Origin of the sequence: Ensifer sp. 2TAB8, assembly GCF_052115125.1 — a bacterium.
Taxonomy (GTDB): Bacteria; Pseudomonadota; Alphaproteobacteria; order Rhizobiales; family Rhizobiaceae; genus Ensifer.
The window spans coordinates 62,773-85,306 of record NZ_JBFRGB010000008.1; the positions used below are offsets into that span (position 1 = coordinate 62,773).

Annotated in this window: 19 protein-coding genes and 1 pseudogene; 11 read left to right on the forward strand and 9 right to left on the reverse strand. The window is 62.5% G+C overall.

All coding sequences use genetic code 11. The annotated features are described in order from the left end of the window. Positions 1 to 82: 82 nt before the first annotated feature. Positions 83 to 775 (reverse strand): RNA polymerase sigma factor, encoded by a 693-nt coding sequence (locus AB4Z53_RS15390; RefSeq protein ID WP_441596516.1) that lies wholly within the window; start codon positions 773 to 775, stop codon positions 83 to 85. Between the two features lie 340 nt (positions 776 to 1,115). Between AB4Z53_RS15390 and AB4Z53_RS15395 the strand changes: the two genes are divergently transcribed. The 4 genes and pseudogenes from AB4Z53_RS15395 to AB4Z53_RS15410 all read left to right on the forward strand — a co-directional run bounded on the left by AB4Z53_RS15395 (position 1,116) and on the right by AB4Z53_RS15410 (position 4,709). Continuing rightward, positions 1,116 to 1,526 (forward strand): hypothetical protein, encoded by a 411-nt coding sequence (locus AB4Z53_RS15395; RefSeq protein WP_441596517.1) that lies wholly within the window; start codon positions 1,116 to 1,118, stop codon positions 1,524 to 1,526. Between the two features lie 298 nt (positions 1,527 to 1,824). Continuing rightward, the gene (locus tag AB4Z53_RS15400) at positions 1,825 to 3,528 is read left to right on the forward strand and encodes an amidohydrolase (protein ID WP_441596518.1); all 1,704 of its coding nucleotides are present in this window, start codon (positions 1,825 to 1,827) and stop codon (positions 3,526 to 3,528) included. Positions 3,529 to 3,866: 338 nt separating this feature from the next. Further along, positions 3,867 to 3,959, forward strand: a pseudogene (locus AB4Z53_RS15405) (LysR family transcriptional regulator); the annotation flags it as partial. A 69-nt stretch (positions 3,960 to 4,028) separates the two neighbouring features. Then, complete coding sequence (locus AB4Z53_RS15410; RefSeq protein ID WP_441596519.1) at positions 4,029 to 4,709, forward strand: substrate-binding domain-containing protein; 681 nt, start codon at positions 4,029 to 4,031, stop codon at positions 4,707 to 4,709. 91 nt (positions 4,710 to 4,800) lie between these two features. On the opposite strand, the gene AB4Z53_RS15415 is transcribed toward AB4Z53_RS15410, so the two are convergent. Together AB4Z53_RS15415 and AB4Z53_RS15420 are read right to left on the reverse strand one after the other, a co-directional pair. Then, a complete protein-coding gene (locus tag AB4Z53_RS15415) occupies positions 4,801 to 6,195 on the reverse strand; it encodes an NAD(P)/FAD-dependent oxidoreductase (RefSeq protein WP_441596520.1) in 1,395 nt (464 codons plus the stop codon). A gap of 14 nt (positions 6,196 to 6,209) precedes the next feature. Next, positions 6,210 to 6,587, reverse strand: a complete 378-nt coding sequence (locus AB4Z53_RS15420) for a cupin domain-containing protein (RefSeq protein WP_291161498.1) — start codon at positions 6,585 to 6,587, stop codon at positions 6,210 to 6,212. Positions 6,588 to 6,972: 385 nt separating this feature from the next. Here AB4Z53_RS15420 and AB4Z53_RS15425 point away from each other — a divergent pair, with 385 nt between their 5' ends. Further along, positions 6,973 to 7,854 (forward strand): helix-turn-helix transcriptional regulator, encoded by an 882-nt coding sequence (locus AB4Z53_RS15425; protein WP_441596521.1) that lies wholly within the window; start codon positions 6,973 to 6,975, stop codon positions 7,852 to 7,854. A 59-nt stretch (positions 7,855 to 7,913) separates the two neighbouring features. Here the strand turns inward: AB4Z53_RS15425 and AB4Z53_RS15430 are convergent, their stop codons facing one another. From AB4Z53_RS15430 to AB4Z53_RS15445, 4 genes are read right to left on the reverse strand one after another with little or no spacing between them, the layout of a single operon-like run. Then, positions 7,914 to 8,705, reverse strand: coding sequence for an ABC transporter permease (locus tag AB4Z53_RS15430; RefSeq protein WP_441596522.1), 792 nt, complete (start codon positions 8,703 to 8,705; stop codon positions 7,914 to 7,916). A gap of 10 nt (positions 8,706 to 8,715) precedes the next feature. Beyond that, a complete protein-coding gene (locus tag AB4Z53_RS15435; protein WP_441596523.1) occupies positions 8,716 to 9,618 on the reverse strand; it encodes an ABC transporter permease subunit in 903 nt (300 codons plus the stop codon). 9 nt (positions 9,619 to 9,627) lie between these two features. Continuing rightward, positions 9,628 to 10,695 carry an ABC transporter ATP-binding protein gene (locus tag AB4Z53_RS15440; protein WP_441596524.1) on the reverse strand — a complete coding sequence of 356 codons (1,068 nt, stop codon included), beginning with the start codon at positions 10,693 to 10,695 and terminating at the stop codon, positions 9,628 to 9,630. Positions 10,696 to 10,725: 30 nt separating this feature from the next. Further along, complete coding sequence (locus AB4Z53_RS15445) at positions 10,726 to 11,832, reverse strand: extracellular solute-binding protein (protein ID WP_441596525.1); 1,107 nt, start codon at positions 11,830 to 11,832, stop codon at positions 10,726 to 10,728. A gap of 240 nt (positions 11,833 to 12,072) precedes the next feature. Here AB4Z53_RS15445 and speB point away from each other — a divergent pair, with 240 nt between their 5' ends. Continuing rightward, positions 12,073 to 13,026 carry an agmatinase gene (gene speB / locus AB4Z53_RS15450; RefSeq protein WP_441596526.1) on the forward strand — a complete coding sequence of 318 codons (954 nt, stop codon included), beginning with the start codon at positions 12,073 to 12,075 and terminating at the stop codon, positions 13,024 to 13,026. A 79-nt stretch (positions 13,027 to 13,105) separates the two neighbouring features. Here speB and AB4Z53_RS15455 read toward each other — a convergent pair whose 3' ends face one another. Next, positions 13,106 to 14,074, reverse strand: a complete 969-nt coding sequence (locus AB4Z53_RS15455; protein WP_113539793.1) for a DUF808 domain-containing protein — start codon at positions 14,072 to 14,074, stop codon at positions 13,106 to 13,108. Between the two features lie 246 nt (positions 14,075 to 14,320). Between AB4Z53_RS15455 and AB4Z53_RS15460 the strand changes: the two genes are divergently transcribed. The 3 genes from AB4Z53_RS15460 to AB4Z53_RS15470 are packed head-to-tail and all read left to right on the forward strand — an operon-like array spanning position 14,321 to position 19,321. After that, entirely contained in the window at positions 14,321 to 14,923 is a 603-nt protein-coding gene (locus AB4Z53_RS15460; protein WP_441596527.1) for a TetR family transcriptional regulator, read from the forward strand. Between the two features lie 57 nt (positions 14,924 to 14,980). Then, on the forward strand, positions 14,981 to 16,126 hold the full coding sequence (locus AB4Z53_RS15465; RefSeq protein WP_441596528.1) for an efflux RND transporter periplasmic adaptor subunit: 1,146 nt from the start codon (positions 14,981 to 14,983) through the stop codon (positions 16,124 to 16,126). Positions 16,127 to 16,153: 27 nt separating this feature from the next. Next, entirely contained in the window at positions 16,154 to 19,321 is a 3,168-nt protein-coding gene (locus tag AB4Z53_RS15470) for an efflux RND transporter permease subunit (RefSeq protein WP_441596529.1), read from the forward strand. Positions 19,322 to 19,364: 43 nt separating this feature from the next. Here the strand turns inward: AB4Z53_RS15470 and AB4Z53_RS15475 are convergent, their stop codons facing one another. Continuing rightward, positions 19,365 to 20,162: a C1 family peptidase gene (locus AB4Z53_RS15475; protein ID WP_113539790.1), complete on the reverse strand. Its 798-nt coding sequence runs from the start codon at positions 20,160 to 20,162 to the stop codon at positions 19,365 to 19,367. 329 nt (positions 20,163 to 20,491) lie between these two features. On the opposite strand from AB4Z53_RS15475, the gene AB4Z53_RS15480 reads away from it, so the two are divergent. Both AB4Z53_RS15480 and AB4Z53_RS15485 read left to right on the forward strand, forming a co-directional pair. Then, positions 20,492 to 21,421 (forward strand): substrate-binding domain-containing protein, encoded by a 930-nt coding sequence (locus AB4Z53_RS15480; protein WP_441596530.1) that lies wholly within the window; start codon positions 20,492 to 20,494, stop codon positions 21,419 to 21,421. A 106-nt stretch (positions 21,422 to 21,527) separates the two neighbouring features. Then, a complete protein-coding gene (locus AB4Z53_RS15485) occupies positions 21,528 to 22,436 on the forward strand; it encodes a DMT family transporter (protein WP_441596531.1) in 909 nt (302 codons plus the stop codon). Positions 22,437 to 22,534 lie beyond the last annotated feature (98 nt).

The window sequence follows — 22,534 nt, forward strand, 5'->3', positions numbered from 1 at the left end:
TCCGGCGGGGCGTTGCCACCGGTCTCTGTGGATGACCTCCATTGGATGCGCGCCGATGGCGGAAGTTCCCAACTTTTTTATCTTACACGAGTCCAAGCCGGCTCATCACGGCCATGGTCAGCCGTTCGCAGCGACGACCGGCAAAAGGGAAGGCATTCATCAGTACGGGGCCGATCTTGCGGTCGATATGCTGGCGCAGCAGCTGGCGGGCGCGATGGAGACGGCTTCTGACGGTCTCCGGCTTGATGCCGAGCAGGACGGCCGTTTCCTCGACGCTCATGGCTTCGATGACGCGAGCGGTGAAGACGAGGCGAAACGCGTCCGGCAGGGCGTCGGTCGCCTCTTCCACCAGCCGCAGGATTTGCCGCTGGGCAAGGGATCGCTCCGGATCCTCCGTGCTAGCTGCGTTCGGAAACGGCACGATGTCGGCGCTCACCTTTTCGGCTACGAGCGGAACCTCGCGCCGGGTGGATGACTTGCGCAGGCGTCCGAGCGCCTCGTTGAGCACCACGCGATGGAGCCAGGTGGCGAGGCTGGCGTCGCCGCGAAACGTCTCAAGGTGTTCGAAGGCACGAAGATAGGCCTCCTGCACGACGTCCTCGGCGATGCTGTCGTTGCGCACCACGGCGCGGGCGATGCGGAAGAGCCGCTGGTTGTGCCTTCGCATGATGGTGCGGAACGCTTCCGGATCATTGGCAAGCGCGCCCTGGACGAGATCGTGGTCCGTCAAATCATCGGGAGCGGCCCGTGTCGATTGCAAGAGAACATCCTTCATCATCCACCTCCAAACCATCGTTTGATGCGGATCCGGCAAAATCGTTCCCGACCGGTCGAAGGAAAGAATACGCCTTGCAGAAGGGGACGCATACTGAAAACGAGCGCCGGCACCTTCCGACACGCGGGGCGCGCATTTTCAGCGGCTGGCAGCGGAGAATTCGGGCATTTCCGCCAGTGATGGTTGGGTCCCCGACCGCGCTTCGCGCTGCGGTACGCGTCCTCGGAATTTTTTTTATTGGCGAGGGAACTGTGGTTCCTGCTGGCGAGTTGGTGGAGCGGCGATCTTCGTGTGGCGGGGCGCGCACCAAGGTCGCATCTTCGGACTAGGAGAGACGACTATGAAGCATCAATCGATTGAACAATTGCAAGCGCTCGCCGAAATCCGTCCCGATCCCGTCATGACGAGAACGGAACGGCTCCAACGTTGGGCCGAACTCCTGGAAAGCAATCCCGACCGCCGGCTCGGCACGCTTTCCGGTACCGAACGTGCTACCGCTGCCGTTCGGCAGGCCATGCAGGTCAACGGTTCGCCCATGACTGTCGCCTTCGAGGATACGCAGCTGCGGCTCGCGGGCCTTGTCGATGACAGCTACGGCGAAGCAAAACGGTTCTTCGAAATATCGGACCACCAACTGCACGACATCGTCTGCGACTGCAATTTCGGCAGTTCGGTGCGTGCGGCCTATGCCGCCCGGCGAGTTCGCTCGGCCATCGGCCTCTGGCCGCGACTGAAGGCGCTCTTTACCTGAGCCAGATCGGCCTTCCTCAGGGAAGCCAGGGCGCCAGCCGGAAGCTTCCCTCACTTCCCGTTTTCCTCTTCCGCGGTGACGAGGTTTCGCCGCCGGGGCGGTAGAGAAATGTGCGATCGTTGGTGTCGACGACACTTCACGCGAAACTCCGGTGGATGGCGGCCCTTGCGGCGGCTTGGCGCAGACCTAGCCCGAGGGAGTATATCGTTACCTTCCCGACTTGCAGCATCATCTCCCCAACACCGGTGTCGCGCGGCTCGCCGGGGGTGGAGGGATGCAGTCGCGGGAGGAGGATTTCATGACATTGGCAGCAGTAACCCGGGCACTGAGCGCGACGTCGGTCCTGGCGATCATGGTTTGCGTAGCACAGCCGGTATGGGCGGCACCCGACTTGATCGTGCTCAACGGCGATGTGCGCACGGTCGATCAGAGCAAGCCGAAGGCACAGGCCTTCGCGGTCGAGAACGGAAGATTCACTGCGATCGGCAGCAATGACGAGATCAAGGCCCTGGCCGAGGCCGAAACCAAGGTGATCGATGCAGGCGGCAAGACCGTGACCCCAGGCTTCATCGACGGCCATACCCATCTCACATCCGGCATGGACATGGTGATCGGTGTGGACCTTTCCTACATCCCCGACAAGAAGACCTGGCTCGAAAAGATCAAGGAGGCCGACGCGCGTCTTCCAAAGGGCGTCTGGCTGATGGGCGGCGGCTGGGACTACACGCTCGGCGAGGGCAAGCTGCCGACGAAGGAAGACCTCGATGCCGTGGTGCCGGACCGGGTGGTCGTCCTGCGCGATATCGATTTCCATTCCGTCTGGGTCAACTCCAAGGCGCTCGAGGTCGGTGGCGTTACAGCGAAGTCGGAAGTCGAAGAGGGCGGACAGGTGCTCCTCAACGACAAAGGTGAACCGAGCGGCATCCTGCTCGAAAAGGCCGGTGACCTCGTGGAGAAGCATCGCCCGGTCGCGACCGACACCGAGCGGCGCGAAGCGCTGATGCAGACGATGAAATTTGCCAACAGCCTCGGCATTACCGGCGTCAACGACATGTCCGATCTTGCCGCCGTCCACGACTACGCGGCGATCCTTGCAGAGAAGAAGATGCCGCTTCGCGTCTGGTACGGCTTCTTCGAGGGCGACCCGAAGAAGATTGCCGCCGCCGTGAAGGACCGCGACGAGGTCGACAAGGTTGCCGCCGATTCCGGCGAGCAGGTGAAGAAGGGGCCGATGCTGAAGCTCGGCTATACCAAGTCGGTGATCGACGGCGTGCTCTCGACACGCACGGCCTACATGCATGAGGATTACTCCGACCAACACGGCTGGAAGGGCAAGCCTTTCGAAACGAAGGAGCAACTCGCGGCCGCGATCAAGGCCTCCAACGAAAACGGCTTCCCGACGGCGGTGCACGCGATCGGCGATGGCGGTGTCAGTCTCGTGCTTGATGCTTTCGCCGAGGCCTCGGTGCCGCGCGCGCAACCGAACCGTATCGAGCATATCGAGGTGGTCGAGACCAAGGATATCCAGCGTTTCAAGGATCTGGGCGTCGTCGCCTCGATGCAGCCGAACCATGCGACCGGCACGATCGGCAAATACATCACCGAGCGCATCGGCACCGAGCGTGAGCCACGCGCTTACGTCTGGCATTCCATGCTCGACGCCGGAGTGCCGCTGGTGTTCGGTTCCGACTGGCCGACTTCACCGCTGAGCCCGCTGACCCAGATCAACGATGCCGTCTTCCGCGAAAGCCCCTTCGGCCTCGGTGACGGGCCCTGGCATCCGGAGCAGGCGGTCAGCTTCGACCAGGCGCTGCATGGGCTCACTCAAGCCGGCGCCGATATGACGCCCTGGGGCGGTGAGATTGGCTCGATCAGCGTCGGCAAATGGGCGGATTTCGTGCTGATCAACGGTACGCTGCCGGATCCGCTCGACCGTTCCATCCGCGAGCGCAAGGTCGAGGCGACCTATCTCGCCGGAAACGAGGTCTATCGCCAGCCCTAAGGCCGGAGCCGAAGAGCCCACGGTCGATCGACTACCGCCTGAGCGATCCAGATCATATTCAGGCCGGCGCCTCTCGCGCCGGCCGATTTGCATGCTGCTTGGCCGCTCCTGTCGCAACCGGCGAGGCAGCCCCTCCTTGAGCAATAACTGCGATATTCATGAGGGGCAGCCCTAGCTTAGTCTATGAAAATACATAATAATCGCACTTCACTTGGAGCTTTATCAAGGTAAGGGCGAGGTACATGGCACTGGACTCGTTGGACGTGCGGTTGCTACGCATCTACGTCACGATCGTGGAAGCCGGCGGCTTCGCGGCCGCGTAGGGAGAGCTCAATCTTTCGCTCTCGACGATCTCCAACCATATCTCTGCGCTGGAAAGCCGGCTGGGCCTCACCCTTTGCCAGCGTGGCCGCTCCGGCTTTCGCCTGACAGAGGAGGGACGGGCGGTCTACGAGGAAGCCAAGCGCCTCTTCGGCTCGATCGACCAGTTCGACACCCGCATGAAAGGGTTGCAGCACCAGCTGAATGGCACCCTTTCCGTCGGTCTCATCGACAACACACTGTCCGATCCGTCTTCCCGTCTCAACCGCGTCTTTGCCCGGATGACGGATGAGGCGCCGGAGGTGGCGCTTTCGATCGTGACGCGGCCGCCGCACGAACTCTTGCGCGACGTGATAACGGGCGAACTGCACATCGCCATCGCCAGTTTTCCGCGCACGACGCTGGGGCTGGAATACATCGATCTCTACGAGGAAACCCAGCGCTTCTATTGCGGTGCCGAGCATCCGCTGTTCAGCCGCGATGACAGCGAGATCGAGGTCGATGATATCCGATCCCACAATCTGATCGGCCGCTCCTATTGGAATGCCCGCGACCTCAAGATCTTCTCGATCGCCAATCCGCGCGCGACCGTCAGCGACATGGAGGCGGAGGCGCGGCTGATCCTCTCCGGCCGCTACCTCGGCTATCTGCCCGACCATTTCGCCAGCCGTTATGTGAGCGAGGGTTTGCTGCGGCCGATCCGTCCCGATCTCTTCAGCTACAAGGCACCGTTCCAGGCAGCCTTTGATAAATCGCGTGCGAAGTCGGGCCTGATCCCGTTTTTCGTGAAGTTGCTCGTCAGCGAGTTCGGCGTCTCGCAAACCGGGCTCAGTGCGTCGCGCCTGCGCGCCGGGCGATAGCCACATCTCAACTTATTCAGGACCGACACAAAGACAGGCGGGGCCGGCAGTGGCGGCCCCGCCTGTCTTCAATTGTACCTGAACGACTGCGTCAGCTGAGCGGAAAGCCCATGGCCGAGACCATCTTCAGCCAAGGCTTGCGCCAGCCGCCGGATTTGTCGGCGGTGTCGAGCGCATACATGGTGACCTGGGCGCCGAGCCAGCGGAACGGCTCCGGCGGGATCGTGTTCGGGAGGCTGGTGGCGAAATCCAGCCGGCTTTCCGGGGCCTTCGAGCCGTCGAGGATATCGAGAGCGATACGCGCGCCGAAACGGGAGGCCGAAACGCCAAAGCCGGAATAGCCGCCGGCATAGACGACCTTGTCGGCATAATAGCGCTGGAAATGCACCGCCATGCGCGTGCTGAGATCGATCGGGCCGCTCCAGGCGTGGCTGAAGCGCAGTCCTTCGAGTTGCGGGAAGGTGTCGAAGAAGGCGGCCGCCAGCGGCTCGTAGGTATCGAGCTCCCTGTCGATCGACGGGAATGGATCGCCGGCGAAGGCATAGGCGAGGCGCCCGCCGAAGATGATGCGATTGTCCTTGGTGAGCCGCATGTAGTTCATCTGTGTGCGGGTATCGTAGACGCCCTGGCGATGGCTCCAGCCGACCGACGCCATGCGCTCCGCCGACAGCGGCTCCGTGGCCAGCACCCGGTCGCGCACAGCAACGACGCGGCGTTTGATGCGCTTGTGCCCCGACGCAAAGGCATTGGTGGCAAGCAGCACCTTCGGGGCGGTGACGCTTCCGGATGGGGTCACGGCTTTCATCCGGTCGCCGAGGTCTTCGAGGCCGGTGAGTTCGGTGTTCTCGAAGATCTGGACGCCGAGCGCGAGCGCGACCCGCTTCAGCCCGAAGGCGAGAAGGGCAGGGTGGACGGTGCCGCAGATGTGCTTGGACCAGACCCCCGCCTTGTAGCGTGGCGAATTGATCTCGGCGCGCACGGCGCTCTGATCGAGGAAGACGGCCTGGTGGCCATATTTCAGGTGCAGTGCGTGCTCCTCGTGCAGCGCGTCGATATGGGCGTCGTCGACGGCGACCGTCAGTTCGCCGCCCCATTCGGCATGACAGTCGATCGCGTGTTCCTCAAGGGTGTGGAGGAAGCCGTGCATGTTCTCCTGGCCGAGCTTCTCAAGGGTTGCAATATCCTTGGGAAAGATGCGCACCGCATTCGACAGCCCGTGCATGACCGAGGTCGAGACGACGCCGCCCGGCCGGCCGGATGCGCCGTTGGCGACAGAGCCCTTCTCGATCAGCACGACGTCGATTTCGGGCTGGCGCTGCTTGGCCTGGATGGCGCCCCATAACCCGGTAAAGCCGCCGCCGACGACGAGCAGGTCGGCCTTGAGACGACGCGTCAGCCGTTCTCGGGGCTCAGGCGCATCCGGCCGGTCGAGCCAGAAGGGCTTCATCGTCACGTCCGCGAGGGCTTTGCTTCTTACCTTGGTCATGGGGAAGCCTCACATCACTTCGCGGCTGGCGCGGTATAGAGGACGTAGACCTTGCGCATCGTCTCCAGCACTTCGAAACGCACTTCGACGCCGGCCGGCAGCACGTAGCTCTCGCCGGCCTCGAAGGTCTCAACCGATCCATCGGGATTGGTGATGGCGACCTTGCCCGAGAGGATGATGCTGTATTCGTTGCCGTCGGGATAGGCGAGCATTTCCGCATAAGGGGTCGACTGCCAGGTGCCGATGACCACGGCCTTGTCGGGGCTTTCGAAATGAACGTCGCCGAGCTCGTTCGCAAAGCCGGAAAGGATCGCCTCCGGGGGGACGACGCTGCATTTTTCAAGCGCCTTGAGGCCGACACCATCGCGCCCGAGTTTGATGACCTTTGACATGTTCACTCCAGTTTCAGAAGGCGAACGACAGGTCCTTCGGCCGCGCGCCGGGGTTTCGTTGTTTCACTTGGCTGCGGAACGACGGATGTCCGAGATCAATGTGCCGTCTCGACCGTCGCGTTCCGCTTTGCCGACCGCCTCTCTACTGCGCGACCTGCCCCATTTTTCTAGGCGCCGGGATCGGTGGCCGGAATACGCCAAAGGGCTAGGTTCAGGGCTGTGACATGCGGTCTGCTTCGTATCGGAGGGCCTTGTCCTGCCGAACTTCCTCCGCCTATGCCGTTGTTTTGGTTCGCCAAAAGATAGTTTTGGAATTCCCGTAGTGAAAATCCGTTACTTGCGACGAACTCAACCTTCGCCTAGTCTGCGCTTGGAGGAGAACAACATGAATGATGATACGATCATCAAAGTCTGCGCGCCGGCGCAGCAGACCCGCGTGGGTGATCTGGCGCTGTCCCTGATGGAGGGGGTCGGTCGATCGGATTTCCAGGACCGCCTGGCGCAATCGCTGAAGCGGCACGTCGCGGTGGATGCGGGGCTGATGCTGCTCTATCGGCGCGGCGCGGCGCCGAAGATCCTGTTCAACGACTGGCGCACCGACAAGGGGCTTTCCGATATCCGCGCCTATCTGCAGGGGCCGTACCGTCTCGATCCGTTCTATCGGCTGGCGCTCGACAATGGCGATGACGGTCTCTACCGCCTGAGGCAGATCGATCCGTCGTTCGACCGGTCGCAATATTACCGCGATTACTACCGCCACTCGGGCCTGCACGACGAGTTCAATATCTTCATCGGCATCGATGCCGATACGAAGATCGCGATTTCGCTGGCGCGGCGCCACGCGCACGCAGCCTTCAGCGGAGAAGACCAGGATTTCCTGCAGAGCGCGGCACCGCTGCTTAGCATGGCCGTGCTTCGGCACTATCGTGACCTCAGACCCGAAAGCCTCGGCGAAGACGGCTCGCCGCTGCAAAGCGCCTTGGCGCAGGCGATCCGCAACTTCGGCCGCAGCCTGCTGACCGACCGTGAGTGCCAGGTCGCACAGATGATCCTGCGCGGTTACTCGGTCAAGGGGGCCGCGGAAAAGCTCGGCATCTCGCCGGCAACCGTCAAGCTGCACCGCCGCAATCTCTATGCGAAGCTCGACATCACCTCGCAGACGGCGCTGTTCTCGCTGTTCATCGATGCCGTGTCTTCGGTAAGCAATGCCTTCGAGGATCCACTGGCAACTTATCTGGCTCCCGGCGGCGCGCTTCTGCCGCACTGATCTTGAGCCTTGTGTCGGTAATTCCGGGAAGACCGCGTGACGCTCTTCCCGGACCTGTCTCAGGCGCTCGCCCGTTGTCCCGAATGACGCGAGACCAGTTGAGCGGCTACCAATCCCAGCACGACGATGCCGAGGATGATCGTCGAGATCGCGTTGATCTCCGGCGTCACGCCGAACTTGATCTGCGAATAGATCTTCATCGGCAGGGTCGAGGCGCCGGGCCCGGTGGTAAAGCTCGAGATCACCAGATCGTCCAGCGACAGGGTGAAGGACAAGAGCCAGGCGGAGACCAGCGCCGGGACCATGTTCGGCAAGGCGACGCTGACGAAAGCCTTGGCCGGCGGGCAGCCGAGGTCGCGGGCCGCCTCCTCCAATGAGGGGTCGAGTTCAACGAGCCGCGACTGCAAGACGACGGTTGCAAAACACAGCGTGAAGGTGGTGTGCGCCAGCGTGATTGTCAGTGGTCCACGATCAATGCCAAGGGTCACGAACATCAGCAGCATCGACACGGCCATCACCACTTCCGGCATGACCATCGGCGCAAGCAGCATGCCGTTCAGCAGCGCCCGGCCGCGGAAGCGGCGCAGCCGCACCATGACGACGGCGGCAAGCGTGCCAAGGATGGTGGCGGCGGTCGCCGAGATCGCCGCGACCAGGAAGCTGACCTTCGCCCCTTCGATGATCGAGGGATTGTTGAGAACGGCCGCGTACCACTGGGTGGAAAAGCCACCCCAGACGGTCACGAGCTTCGAGCCGTTGAAGCTGTAGATCACGAGAACGACGATCGGCAAATAGAGGAAGGCGAGGCCCAACAGGATCGACAGGCGATTGAACCAGCTTGGTTTCGTCATGGCTTGTTCCTCAGCCTCGTTCGCGCGATTGGCGCGACTGGAAATAGACGATCGGCACGACCAGAAGGGCGAGCAAGACGATCGTCACGGCGGCCGCCATCGGCCAGTCGCGGTTGTTGAAGAATTCGAGCCAGATGGCGCGGCCGATCATCTGCGTGTCGGCGCCGCCGAGCAGATCCGGGATCACGAATTCGCCGACGACCGGGATGAAGACCAGCGCGCAGCCGGCCAGTACACCGGGCAGGCTCAAGGGGAAGGTGACCCGCCAGAAGGCGGAGATGCGCGAGCAGCCAAGATCGCGCGCCGCCTCGATCAGTGTCCGGTCGGCGCTGCTCAAGGTCGAATAGATCGGCAGCACCATGAAGGGCAGGTAGGTGTAGACGATGCCGATATAGATCGCCGTCTCGGTGTTGAGGATGCGCAGCGGCTCGCTGATCAGGCCGATCTTCAACAACAGCATGTTCAAGAGGCCGTCGTTCCTGAGGATGCTCATCCAGGAATAGACGCGGATCAGCATCGAGCTCCAGAAGGGCACGATCACCAGAAAGACCAGCAGCGATTTTGACGAGGGCGAGCAGGACGCAATGCCATAGGCAAGCGGATAGGCGATGAACAACAGCGCTGCTGTCGAAATTGCCGCGATCTTCAGGCTCGTCAGATAGGCCAGAAGATAGGTGTCGTCGGTCAGCACATAGAGAAAGTTCTCGAAATTGAGGCGCAAGTTCAGGATCGAGCCGTCCCAGGCGGTCAGCGGCTCGAAGGGCGGCATGCCGAGACGTACGGTCGAAAGGCTGATGCCGRCGACCAGCGCGAAGGGCGCGAGAAACAGGACCAGCAGCCAGGCATAGGGTATGGCGATCAGCAGGCGCTTGCCCCAGTTCGCCTTTGCGGACGATGCCGAAACGGAAGTCATGGTGCTCTCCTATTCGGCCAGCAGCCGRCTTGCCTGCGGCGGCCAGCTTGCAAACACCCGATCGCCGACRCCGAGATCGCTCTCAGTGCCAAGGTTGACCCGGCGCGCGTCGAGCGTCGCGCCCGACTTCAGCCGCACGCGGTAGTGCCGCTCGACTCCCGTGTAGGTGAGCTGCTCCACGGTGCCTTCAAGGCCGCTGCCCGAAGTCGCAAGCTCCACCCGTTCCGGACGGACCGAAACCCAGAACGGCCGATCGAGTGCCACCCGGTCGGTGAAGGCGGCGCGGACACCGCCGCCGGCCTCATCGCTGTCGATCCGCAGTTCATCGCCGCTCCGTTCCGTGCGTCCACCGGCAAAGACATTGGTTTCGCCAAGGAACTTCGCGACATAACGGGACCGGGGCGCCTCATAGACTTCCGAAGGTGAACCGACCTGCAGCACCTGTCCCTGCTTCATGATGGCGATGCGGGTGGAGACGGTCATCGCCTCGTGCTGGTCGTGGGTGACGATGATGAAGGTGAGACCGAGCTCCCGCTGCAGGCGGACGAGTTCGAGCTGCGTTTCCGTGCGCAGGTTCTTGTCGAGCGCGCCCAAGGGCTCGTCGAGCAGCAGCACCTTCGGCCGCTTGACCAGCGCGCGGGCGAGCGCCACGCGCTGGCGCTGGCCGCCGGAAAGCTGCACCGGCTTGCGATCGAGAAGCGCGGTCAGCTGCAGTTTTTCCGCCACCTCGTCGATCCGTTTCCTGATCTCTGTCTTGTCGAGTCCGTCCTGTTGCAATCCGAAGGCGATGTTCTTGCCGACGGTCAGGTGCGGAAATAGCGCATAGGACTGGAACATTATGTTGGTCGGGCGCTTGTGCGCCGGCACGTCGGTGACATCGGCCCCTTCCAGCTTGATGGCGCCGGAGGTCGGCATCTCGAAGCCGGCGATCATCCTGAGCAGCGTCGACTTTCCACAGCCCGACGGACCAAGGAGCGAGAAGAACTCGCCCTTCTCGATGCCCAAGTTGATGTTGTTGACGGCGGTGACGACGCCATAGGACTTCGCCAGGTTCTCGATCGAAATATAGGATGGCACGGGGTCTGGTCCTGCTGTTGACGGTTCGCGCTATTGGCCGGCTCTGAACGCCGACCAGACGCGGGTGCGCTCGCGCGTCTGGCGCGGTGGCAGCGACTTGTCGACGAAGAGCTTGGAACGGACTTCGGCAGGCGGATAGATGTTCGGATTGTCGCGGATGCCGGCATCGACTTCTGCGGTCGCTTCGGCATTGGCGTTGGCGTAGAAGACGTGGTTGCTGATCGCCGCGACCGTCTTCGGCTCAAGAATGTAGTCGATGAAGGCGAGCGCCTGTTGCGGATCCGGCGCGTCGGCCGGGATCGCCATCGTGTCGAAGGAGATGATCGTGCCCTCCTTCGGGATCGAGTAGTCGACCGCAACGCCGGTCTCCGCCTCTTCGGCGCGGGCCGCGGCAATGCCGGCGTCGCCGCTCCACATCAGCGCCAGGCAGAGCTGGCCCGATGCCATGTCGGCCACAAGCTGGCCACTCTGCATGTGGCGGATAAAGGGACGCAGCTTGAGCAGCAGTTCCTTCGCCTTGTCGAGATCATCCGGTTTGGTCGAATAGGGATCGAGGCCGAGATAGTTGAGCGCGATCGGGATCACCTCGTTCGGCGCATCGACGATGCCGATGCCGCAGTCCTGGAAATTTGCCGCGACCTCGGGCTTGAAGAACATGTCGAGGCTGTTGGTGGGCGCATCCGGCAGGCGATCGGCGACGAGCTTGGCGTTGTAGGCGACCCCCGTCGTCAGCCACATATAGGGAACGAGGTATTTGTTCTCGGGGTCGTGCTCGGCGACGAGCTTGAGGAGGTCCTTGTCGAGATTGCCATAGTTCTTGAGCGCAGTGACATCGATCGGCTTCAGCGCGCCGGACTGGATGAGACGCTCGCCGACCGTGGCGCTCGGGAAGGCGACGTCGAAGCCGCTGCCGCCGGCAAGCAGCCTTGTTTCGAGCACTTCGAGCGAATCGTAGAAATCGACACGCGTCGCGACGCCGGTGCGGGTCTGAAAGTTCGAAACGGTGTCTTCGGCGAAGTAGTCGGAGAAATTGTAGATGAACAGCTTGTCCTGCGCGTGGGCCGTCGTTGAGGCCGCAAGGGCGACGAACGACGCCGCAATCGTGGAGTGCATTACGGTGCGACGTAAGTTTTGCATGGTTCCTCCCAAGGACACGGTATTTTTGTTTTCGCCAAAGTGATCGGCGGGCCCGGGAAGGGCAACACTCCCTTTGGCTAGGTGCAGGAGGCGTGGCGGCATCGTAAACGGCAATCGACGCCTGCCTTCGCTGCATCAGCCGTGTTGGTTTGATCGCGATCGAAGTAACATTCGATCAATGGGCATTTCTCGGCCCACAGCGCCTGATAGGGTTTCGGCGAAATCAAAGGGAGAGCTTCCATGGAAGAGAAATTCAATCAGCCGCTCGGCGGCAACGACATGCCCCGCTTCGGCGGTCCGGGCACGATGATGCGCCTTCCGACGGCGACCTCGGCTGAAGGCCTCGACGCCTGCTTCGTCGGCATCCCCATGGATATCGGCGCGTCCAACCGTTCCGGCACCCGCTACGGGCCGCGACAGATCCGCGCGGAATCCGTGATGATCCGGCCCTACAACATGGCGACCGGTGCAGCACCCTTCGAGAGCCTGCAGGTCGCCGATATCGGTGACATCGCCATCAACACCTTCAACCTGCCGGCCAATATGGAGATCATCACCCGCGGCATCGGCGAGATCCTGAAACATGACTGCATCCCGCTGACGCTCGGCGGCGATCACACGATCAGCTATCCGATCCTCAAGGCGATTGCCGAAAAGCACGGGCCCGTCGCCCTCATCCACGTTGACGCCCATGCGGATATCAACGACACGATGTTTGGTGAGAAGATCGCGCATGGCACGCCCTTCCGCCGCGCCTATGAGGATGGCTGCCTCAATCCCAATCTCGTCTTCCAGATTGGCCTTCGGGGCACCGGTTATGCGTCCGACGATTTCGACTGGTCGCGCGACAAGGGCTTCACGGTCGTGCCGGCGGAGGAATGCTGGCACAAGTCGCTGGTGCCGCTGATCGAAGGTATCCGCGCCAGGATCGGCAACCACAAGACCTACCTGACCTTCGACATCGACAGCCTCGATCCGGCCTACGCGCCGGGCACCGGTACGCCCGAGATCGGCGGCCTGACCATCATCCAGGCGATCGAGATCATCCGCGGCTGCCGTGGCCTCAATCTCGTCGGCGCCGATCTCGTCGAGGTGAGCCCGCCTTTCGACACGACAGGCACGACCGCGATCACCGCGGCGAACCTGCTTTACGAAATGCTCTGCGTGCTGCCGGGCGTGAAGTACAAGCGGTAGGTCACCGGAAAGGCAGCATACGACATGGGACGCCGCCGCAAGCGGCTTCCTCCAGTCGATACTCGCGCCCTCTGAGGAATTAGCCCTTGGCCGGTCGAAGCCGGCTCCAGATCGGTGCGACCACATTGCCCATGACGACGATGGTTGCGGCGCCGACGACGATCGCGAGGAGGGCCTGAAGCGCCGAGGTCGTGAGCCAGCCGACGACCCCGGGGGCGACTGTCAGGGCGTGGGCGACGTTTTCGGAGATGTCGTGGATGAAGCGCTCCGGTCCGGCCTGGCCCAGTTGCGCCATGCCGTGGACGAGGATGCTGCCGCCGACCCAGAGCATGGCTGCGGTGCCGACCGCGGCAAGGACCTTCAGGAATGCGGGCATGCCGAGAACGAGGCCGCGGCCGAGAACGCGTACGGCGGACAGCGGGTTCTTCGCCAGCGCGACGCCGGCATCGTCGGCTTTGACGATGAGGGCGACGACACCATAGACCGCGAGCGTAATCAGAATACCGACGCCGGCGAGAACGACGCCCTGCATGTAGATGCCGGCATCGGCGACGGTCGAGAGCGTCAACGCCATGATCTCGGCAGAGAGAATGAAGTCGGTGCGGATTGCGCCGGCTACTTTCTCGTTTTCAAGCGCCACCGGATCGCTCTTTTCGCCGAGCACCGCCTCCTCGTGCGCGTGGGCCGCATGCGGAAAGACGGCGCCATAAAGCTTCTCGGTACCCTCGTAGCAGAGAAAGACGCCGCCGAGCATCAGGAGCGGCGTGATTGCCCAGGGCGCGAAATAGCCGAGCAGCAGCGCGCCGGGCAGAAGGAAGAGCAGCTTGTTCTTGAGCGAGCCAAGGGCGATCCGCGCGATGATCGGCAGTTCCCGCTCGGGCGTCAGCCCGACGACGTAGCGCGGGGTCACGGCCGCATCGTCGATCACCACGCCGGCTGCCTTGGCGCTGGCCTTGGCGGTCTGGGCTGCCACATCGTCGAGAGAGGCGGCCGCCATCTTGGCGATAGCCGCGATGTCGTCGAGGAGGGCGATGAGACCTGTGGCCATGAATAGCTACCCTTGAGAGAATCCGAGAAATGCGCGGCTGCAGAAGCGCCAGTAACCACCATAGCGTGTCGAGTCAACGGTCGCTCGGGCGCGCGTGGAGGGAGTATCTTCGGGCGGTGCGATCCCTCTTGGTTACCAAATCGTGATCATTGGAACGGATTCCACCGTTGACCACTGTCCCATTTCGATTTACGACTGATGAAATACGAAATTCGTCAGTCGTAAATCGAAAGGCAAGAAATGCCGGTGAACAACGATATCGTCGTGGATCAGACGCGGCAGGATAACATCACGCGGATTCTCGACGCCGCCGAGCGGCTGTTCCGGCATTTCGGCTACAGCAAGACCAATGTTGCCGATATCGCCAAGGAACTCGGCATGTCGCCGGCCAATATCTACCGGTTCTTTGCCTCGAAAACGGAAATCCATCAGGCGCTCTGCGGCCGCATGCTCGCGGCCAGTTACCAGATGGCCAAGGAAATCTGCGCCTTGCCGCTGAGCGCGACCGAGCGGTTGCGCCGTTATGTTCACGCACAGCATCAGATGACCGTCGAGCTCATGCTCGACGACACGAAAGTGCATGAAATGGTGGTCGTTGCCATCGAACGCGAATGGCACGTCATCGACAAGCATATCGACAGGCTGGATGCGCTTCTCGCCGACGTCATTCGCGAAGGCATCGCTGCCGGCGAATTTCCCGAACAGGACGCCGATGCGGCGTCGCGCTGTTTCGGTGCGGCGACAGTCACCCTCTGTCATCCGCAAATGGTTGCGCAGTGTCTCAGCAAGGCAAACCGCGCCGCACCGGAAGAGCTGGTCGAATTCGCGATCAAGGGACTGAAGGTCTAGCCGGACTGCTTCCGGCGCAGCCAAGGGCGGCGTCGGCCTATTTTCAGGAGTGCGACTATGTTTATGCCAATTGAATTTCGCCGCCATATTTCATTCATTGCCACCATTGCGCTGATCTCGACCCTTTCGGCGGCGCTCGTCGGCTGCTCGGAAGAAAAATCCGAAACCTCTCAGATCGTGCGCCCGGTCAAGGTCATCGAGATCGCCCAGGCCGACAACGTGCGCCAGCTCAGCTATTCCGGCGCCGTTCGGGCGCGGACCGAGATGAACCTCGGCTTCCGCGTCAGCGGCAAGCTCGTCGAGCGCGTCGTCAATGTTGGAGATCGCGTCAATGTCGGCGATCTTCTCGCCCGCGTCGACCCGACCGACTACGAACTTGCGGTGCGCAGCGCTTCCGCCAATCTGGATGCGGCCGAGCGTCAGGTCGAGACGGTCGAGCTTGTGCGCGACCGCGCCAAGCAACTGCTTGCCCGGAAATTCGCCTCGCAGGCCCAGTTTGACCAGGCGGTGCTGAGCTACAACCAGGCGGTCGCCACACGTGATGCTGCAAAGTCGGCACTGTCGCAGGCGCAGAACCAGGTCGTCTATACGAGCCTCGCTGCTGACCGGCCGGGCATCGTGACTTCGATCAACGCCGATGTCGGCCAGGTCCTCGGCTCGGGCACGCCCGTCGCCACGGTCGCCGTCGAAGGCGAAAAGGAAGTTCAGGTCGCAGTACCCGAAACGGAAATCAGCAACTTCAGGGCCGGATTGCCGGTCAAGGTCGGGATCTGGTCCGATGCGGGCTTGTCGCTCGACGGCACCGTGCGCGAAGTCGCCGGTAGCGCCGACCAGCAATCGCGCACCTTCTCGGTGCGCGTCAGCCTGCCGAACGACCCGCGGGTTCTGCTCGGCATGACCGCCACCATCGAAGCTTCGGCAGGCAATGGTGCGTCGCTCGTCTCGGTGCCCTTGAGCGCGCTGGCGGAGAAGGACGGCTATCCGATCGTCTGGGTCGTCGACCGCGGTACCGAAACGGTCCGCAGCCGCCCGGTCACGCTTGCAGACTTCACCGCCGATGGCGTCCGGGTCACCGAAGGCCTCAATGTCGGCGATCTCGTTGTTGCCGCCGGAACGCAGTTCATGACGGACGATCTCAAGGTGATCATCTCCAGCGATACGACGCACCAGGCTGCTGCGGCAGCCGAAACCGTCGTGCGTTGACGTCACCAGGATAGCGGAACCGAGCCGATGACGACACCCTCTGCCGAAGAAAAACGGCCCTTCAACCTTTCGCGCTGGGCGATCGCGCATCCGAGCATGGCGCGGTTCCTGTTCGGCCTTATCATTCTTGCCGGTGTCTTCGGCCTGATGCGCATGGGGCAGAAGGAAGACCCGGACTTCACCTTCCGCGTCATGGTCGTCCAGGCCTTCTGGCCAGGCGCCTCGATCGAGGAAATGCAGGACCAGGTGGTCAACAAGATCGAGCGCAAGCTGCAGGAAACGCCGCATCTCGATTTCGTGCGCTCCTATACCCGCGCCGGCAGCGCGATCATCACGCTGCAGGTCGAAGGCGACACCAACGCCGAGCAGGTGGCGGATGCCTTCTACCAGGTACGCAAGAAGGTCGGCGACATCTCCGGCGAGCTGCCCGAAGGCTTGCTCGGCCCCTATTTCAACGACGAGTTCGGCGACACGTTCATCACGCTCAATTCGCTGAGCGGGGAAGGCTACAGCTATCCGGAACTGAAGAAGTTCGCGATCCAGGCGCGCGACATGCTGTTGACCACGCCGGGCGTCGAAAAGGCTGTCATCATCGGCGACCAGCCGCAGAAGATCTTTGTCGACGTTTCCTCGAAGGTGCTCGCCGAACGCGGCCTGACGCTCAACGATCTTCGCAGCACCATCGCCGGCCAGAACAATATCGACCCTGCAGGTTCCGTCGACACCGGCACCCGCTCGGTGCGCATCTCCGTCGAAGGCGGTCTGGACAAGGTCGAGGATCTGAAGAACCTTCGGCTTCGCGCCGGCGGCCAGGTCACCCGTCTCGGCGATATCGCCACGGTCACCTCGGGGCTCGAGGATCCCTATTCGCGCAAGTTCCGCTTCAACGGCCAGGACAGCGTGCAGATCGGCGTCGTCATGGCCAAGGGCTTCAAGGTGACGGACGTCGGCAAGGCGGTGGAGGAGACCTATCAGCGCTTCGAGGCGTCCTTGCCCTACGGCGTAAAGGTCGACCAGATTTCCAACCAGCCGGAAGTGGTCAAGGAAGCAGTCGGCGAGTTTATGAAGGCGCTCGGCGAGGCGCTGGCGATCGTGCTCGTGGTCTCGTTCCTGTCAATCGGCTGGCGTTCGGGTCTGGTGATCGCGATCACCATTCCGCTGGTGCTGGCCGCGACATTCGCCATCATGTACGAGCTTGGCATCGACCTGCAGCGCATTTCGCTCGGCGCGCTGATCATCGCGCTCGGACTTCTGGTCGACGACGCCATGATCGTCGTCGAGATGATGGAGAGGAAGCTGGAGGAAGGGCTCGTCAAGGTCGAGGCCGCGAGCTTCGCCTATACCTCGACCGCCTTCCCGATGCTGACCGGGACGCTGATCACCACCGCAGGCTTCATTCCCGTCGGCTTTGCGGCCTCGACCGCCGGCGAATATGTGCGTTCGCTCTTCTATGTGGTCGGCATCGCGCTTGTCGTTTCCTGGTTCGTTGCCGTCTACTTCACCCCCTGGCTCGGCAATATGCTGCTCAAGCAGCGCAGCCATGCCGGCAACCATCACGATGTCTTCGACACGCGCTTCTATCGTCACCTCAGGTCGACGGTCGCCTGGGCCGTGCGTCATCGCATCATCGTTCTTTCGACGACGCTCGCCCTCTTCCTCGTCAGCCTCTGGGCCTTCCAGTTCATTCCGAAGAACTTCTTCCCGCAGTCATCGCGGCCGGAGATCCTCGTCGATCTGTGGCTGCCCGAGGGCACCAGCATCAAGGAGGTCGAAAAGCAGGCCAAGGCACTCGAAGCCCGCATGATGGATGACGAGGACAAGCGCTTCATCGCCACCTACATCGGCGAGGGCGCTCCGCGCTTCTTCCTGCCGCTCGACCAGCAGCTGCGCAATCCGAACTTCGCCCAGCTCCTCGTGATGGCCAAGGACGAACCGGCACGCGAACGGCTGATCGCCAAGATGCGTGCGATCCTCGCCGCCGACTTCCCGTCGATCCGTGCCAAGGTCGATCGCCTGTTCCTGGGCCCGCCGACCGGCTGGCCTGTGCAGATGCGCATCATGGGACCGGACCGCGATGAGGTCAGGCGCATCGCCGACCGGGTGAAGGCAAAGTTCCACGAGAACCCGCTTCTCGGCGCCGTTCACGACGACTGGCTGGAGCCGGTCCCGGGCATGAAGCTGGTGATCGACCAGGATCGCGCCCGTGCGCTCGGCGTCACCTCGCAGCGCATCCGCCAGATGCTGCAGGCGAGCGTCACCGGCGCCCCGCTGGACAATTTCCGTGACGGCGAAGAAACGGTTGCGATCGTTGCACGCGAGCCGACGGACAGCCGCAAGCTCCTGAGTTCGGTCGACTCCATCTACATTCCCACGGACTTCGGTGGCTTCGTTCCGCTTTCGCAGGTGGCCAAGGTTGTGCCCGTACTCGAACAGGGCATCGAATGGCGGCGCGACCGCCTGCCGACGATCACCGTGCGCGGCACCCTGCCGGATGGCGTGCAGCCGAACGATGTGGCGATGAAGATATTCGGCGACATGCAGCCGCTGCGYGACAGCCTGCCTGCCGGATACAGCATCAGCATCCAGGGTGGGGCGGAAGATTCAGCCGAAAGCCAGGCCTCGATCGCCGCCAAGGCGCCGATCATGATCGGTGTCATCGTCGTGCTGCTGATGATCCAGCTCCAGCATTTCGGCAAGGCGATGATGGTGCTTGCCACCGGGCCGCTCGGCATCATCGGTGCGGCTGCAGCACTGCTCATCAGCGGCGCGCCCTTCGGCTTCGTCGCGATCCTCGGTGTCATCGCTCTGCTCGGCATCATCATGCGCAACTCGATTATCCTCGTCGACCAGATCGACCAGGACATTGCCGCCGGCATGGATCGTGCCGAGGCGATCATCGGATCTGCTGTCCGGCGCTTCCGCCCGATCACGCTGACGGCTTTGACTGCGGTGCTGGCGCTGATCCCGATCTCCCGCGGCGTCTTCTGGGGGCCGCTCGCCTACGCCATGATGGGCGGCATTCTGGTCGCGACGGTGCTGACCATTCTGGTGCTGCCGGCCGGCTACGCGCTCTTCTTCGGCCGTGAGCCCAAAAAGAGCGCCACGGAACCGGAGAAGGCGGATGATGCGAATGCGAATGCAGACGCCGAGGTCGAGGAGCCGATCATCTATCCCCCGGCCGTGGCGGCGGAATAGCGCCACGGCCAAGTGAAGCAGACCCGGTTAAAACCGCGCAAGGTCAGGCCGTGACATACATGGCCTGACCCTGAGCCAGATACTGGAAGAGCTCGTAGCCCATCCAGATGTAGCCGCGACGTCCGCTCCATTCGCAGCCCCAATCCTCTCCAAAACTGTTCTGAATGAGGATCGCCTGCTGCTCGTCGTCGTAGCCGATGATCAGCATGCAATGGCCGACATTCGGCACCTTGTTGAGCGGGCCGGTCATCGGGCCGGGGCCTTCATACTGCATGAAGCCTTCGTTGAGCGACGTACCGTAGCAAAGCGCGCCGCCGCCGGCGATGATCGTCTTGATCGCGTCGAGGTCGCCGGTTTCGACGAAGGCCCAGCCTGGGATCTTGAAGCTCGCATCGACGGCGGCGTCGGGATCGTAGCTCGACCAGAGCTCGGGGCAATTCGGATAATAGGGCGCTGTCTGCCAGTTGGGTGTGCCGCCTTGCTTGAGCAGGTTGAGGTAGGAGGCGAGCCGTGATCCCGCACAGCCCTGCTGGCCGTAACTTTTCATGACTTCGATATAGATGTGGGCGGGGCTTGCCTGTTGCACGGTGCCGGATGGGGATTGGCCAGCAGCCGCTGCCGCTGTGTAGGTGGCAAGCCCATAGGTCGAAGCCCAGGCGGCGCAACTCCCGGGACTACCGACATGGCGTGGCGTCCCCTGCGCCTTCGGAGGCGGGAGATATTGCGGGTCGACCGTCGCCGAGGTCGGCAGCGCCGAAGGCAACGGCGGCCGGACGAACGGACCATCTTCACGGATGGTGGGATCATAGCCGAGATCGAGAATTGCTTCATGCACGGACATGTGGGCCTCCTGTCGGCAGCTCCGGCTGCGCAGGTTGAAGGGATGGATGTCACTGGGCAGGTTCCGGCAGTTCGCGGGCGTTTCGAGGCGTGCTCAGGCCAAGCGACGCCCCGGCAAAGGATCGCCGTAAGCTTTGTTTCAAATTGATGCACGTTTGGGTAGCATAACGGAAATATACACGTCTTCTATCCTCAGTTTGGCGGGGTAATCCCGGAATAGATGACCCGGCTGGCAGATCCATATGTGAACTTTGTATTTCATCATTGACTTTAAATGGAACATGTATTCCATTCCGGTGAATTGATCATTGTTCTTGGGGGAGTCTCCGAATGAGGAAGTTGCTGTTTGCTGCCATGTCGGTTCTTTTGGCCGGCACCGCTCATGCCGAGAATATCGGCATCACCATCGCGCGGTCCGATAGCGCATTTCTGACGATCCTGCGGCAGGGCATGGAGGATCGTGCTGCCAAGCTGGAGGGAGTTTCGGTTCAGGTCGAAGACGCCCAGAACGATCCCAGCAAGCAGATGGATCAGGTGCAGAACTTCATTTCCTCCGGCGTCGACGCGATCGTCGTGGTCGCCGTCGATGGCGACAGCACGCCGGCGCTGACGAAAATGGCGAGCGCTGCCGGCATCCCGATCGTTTACGCCAACCACCCGCCGGCAGATGTCGATGTCCTTCCGCAAACCGCCGCCTTCGTCGGATCGAATGAGGTCGACTCGGGTACGCTTGAAACGAAGGAAGTCTGCCGGCTGCTTGGCGGCAAGGGTGCGATCTACGTGCTCATGGGGCCGCTCAACAACCATTCGTCGCTGACCCGCACCAAGGATATCCACGATGTCATCGCCACCGATGACTGCAAGGGCATGAGCGTGATTGAGGAGCAGAGCGCCAACTGGGATCGCCTCGAGGCCACCAACATCATGACCAACTGGCTTTCGACCGGACGCGAATTCGATGCCGTCATCGCCAACAATGACGAGATGGCGATCGGTGCGATCCAGGCGATGAAGGCGGCAGGCACGGACATGTCGAAGGTCGTCGTCGGTGGCGTCGACGCCACGCCAGACGGCCTCGCCGCCATGGCTGCCGGCGACCTCGATGTCACCGTCTTCCAGAACGCGATCGCCCAGGGTGCGACGGCCATGGACGCGGCCGTGGCTCTGGCGCGCGAGGAGAAGACGGAGCGGCAGATCTGGGTACCGTTCGAACTGGTGACGCCGGCCAACATGAAGGACTACGCAAAGGCGAACCAGTAGGTCGCGTCGCCGGAAGCAGCACTAGTGGCCTCCGGCCTGGCTGAAAACGAAGTCTGCAGGCCGCAGCGTGCGGCCTGCCACAACCCTCCCGCATCAGAAATCGATGTTGCCTGACCGTTCCGCCCAGCCTTCGCCGCAGCCGATTGCCGATCTGCAGATCGCGGTTGCGGCTTTTGTGGCAGGTGCCGGTTGGCTCTTCTCGATCCACGCGCTTGCGGAGCTTCCGCCGCTCCTGTTTCTCGGCAGCCGCTTCATCTTCGCCGGTCTGCTGATCGGCCTCCTGGCAAAGTTCCCGTCCGTGGCTGATATCGGCAGAGCCGTGCGGCTGTTGTTTCCCGGTGCATTCGCATTTGCGGTCGCGATGATGGCGTGGATCTTCGGCCTGAAGCACACAACCAATCCCGGCGTCGCCGCTTTCATTTCCTCGACCGGTAACCTGCTGGTGCCGGTTTTCGGCCTGCTCTTCTTCGGTTGGCCGGTCGGGAAAAGGCTCTGGATCTCGATTACGATTGCGCTTGCGGGGATGGCGCTTTTGTTTCTTGGGCCTGACGCTCGCGTTGAGGCGGCCCATGTCTACTTCGTTGTCTCGGCGTTGCTCTGGGCAGCGAGCATCGCGCTCGTCAAACGCAACTCCGCCAAGGTCGGCGCTGGGGCCGCGGCCGCCGTCCAGCTGGTGGTATCGGGCGTGGTCATCCTTGCGGTCTCATTGCTCGCGGAGAGGATGCCGACCGCCATCCCCCCGGTGGAGATCTGGGGCTGGTATCTCGCGAGCATCCTGATCTCGACCTGCCTGCGCTTCGTTCTTCAGTTTCGAGGGCAGCAGATGATCTCGGCGGCGCGGGCGTCGGTCATCATGTGTTGCGAACCGGTCTGGGTGCTGCTTTTCTCGCTGGCATTTCTCGGGACGCCGCTCGGCCTGTCCCAGATGCTCGGCTGCGCGGTCATTTTGTGCGCCATGGTCAGCCAGGTTGTGTTGCCGTCAAATCGCTCGCCTGAAGCTCCTGCTCCACAATAGCGCCAAGCGCTTGCGCTGCCATGGTCGTCCCGGCCGTCACGGGTCACCGTGGCGACCAGTTGCGTTCAGGGCCGGCGATCGTTCGCAATTGCTTAACC

Bases quoted from the DNA above. Each gene is read 5' to 3' on its own strand.
- AB4Z53_RS15390 (WP_441596516.1), bottom strand. From the start codon at position 775: ATGAAGGATGTTCTCTTGCAATCGACACGGGCCGCTCCCGATGATTTG.
- AB4Z53_RS15395 (WP_441596517.1), top strand. From the start codon at position 1,116: ATGAAGCATCAATCGATTGAACAATTGCAAGCGCTCGCCGAAATCCGT.
- AB4Z53_RS15400 (WP_441596518.1), top strand. From the start codon at position 1,825: ATGACATTGGCAGCAGTAACCCGGGCACTGAGCGCGACGTCGGTCCTG.
- AB4Z53_RS15410 (WP_441596519.1), top strand. From the start codon at position 4,029: ATGAAAGGGTTGCAGCACCAGCTGAATGGCACCCTTTCCGTCGGTCTC.
- AB4Z53_RS15415 (WP_441596520.1), bottom strand. From the start codon at position 6,195: ATGACCAAGGTAAGAAGCAAAGCCCTCGCGGACGTGACGATGAAGCCC.
- AB4Z53_RS15420 (WP_291161498.1), bottom strand. From the start codon at position 6,587: ATGTCAAAGGTCATCAAACTCGGGCGCGATGGTGTCGGCCTCAAGGCG.
- AB4Z53_RS15425 (WP_441596521.1), top strand. From the start codon at position 6,973: ATGAATGATGATACGATCATCAAAGTCTGCGCGCCGGCGCAGCAGACC.
- AB4Z53_RS15430 (WP_441596522.1), bottom strand. From the start codon at position 8,705: ATGACGAAACCAAGCTGGTTCAATCGCCTGTCGATCCTGTTGGGCCTC.
- AB4Z53_RS15445 (WP_441596525.1), bottom strand. From the start codon at position 11,832: ATGCAAAACTTACGTCGCACCGTAATGCACTCCACGATTGCGGCGTCG.
- speB (WP_441596526.1), top strand. From the start codon at position 12,073: ATGGAAGAGAAATTCAATCAGCCGCTCGGCGGCAACGACATGCCCCGC.
- AB4Z53_RS15455 (WP_113539793.1), bottom strand. From the start codon at position 14,074: ATGGCCACAGGTCTCATCGCCCTCCTCGACGACATCGCGGCTATCGCC.
- AB4Z53_RS15465 (WP_441596528.1), top strand. From the start codon at position 14,981: ATGTTTATGCCAATTGAATTTCGCCGCCATATTTCATTCATTGCCACC.
- AB4Z53_RS15475 (WP_113539790.1), bottom strand. From the start codon at position 20,162: ATGTCCGTGCATGAAGCAATTCTCGATCTCGGCTATGATCCCACCATC.
- AB4Z53_RS15480 (WP_441596530.1), top strand. From the start codon at position 20,492: ATGAGGAAGTTGCTGTTTGCTGCCATGTCGGTTCTTTTGGCCGGCACC.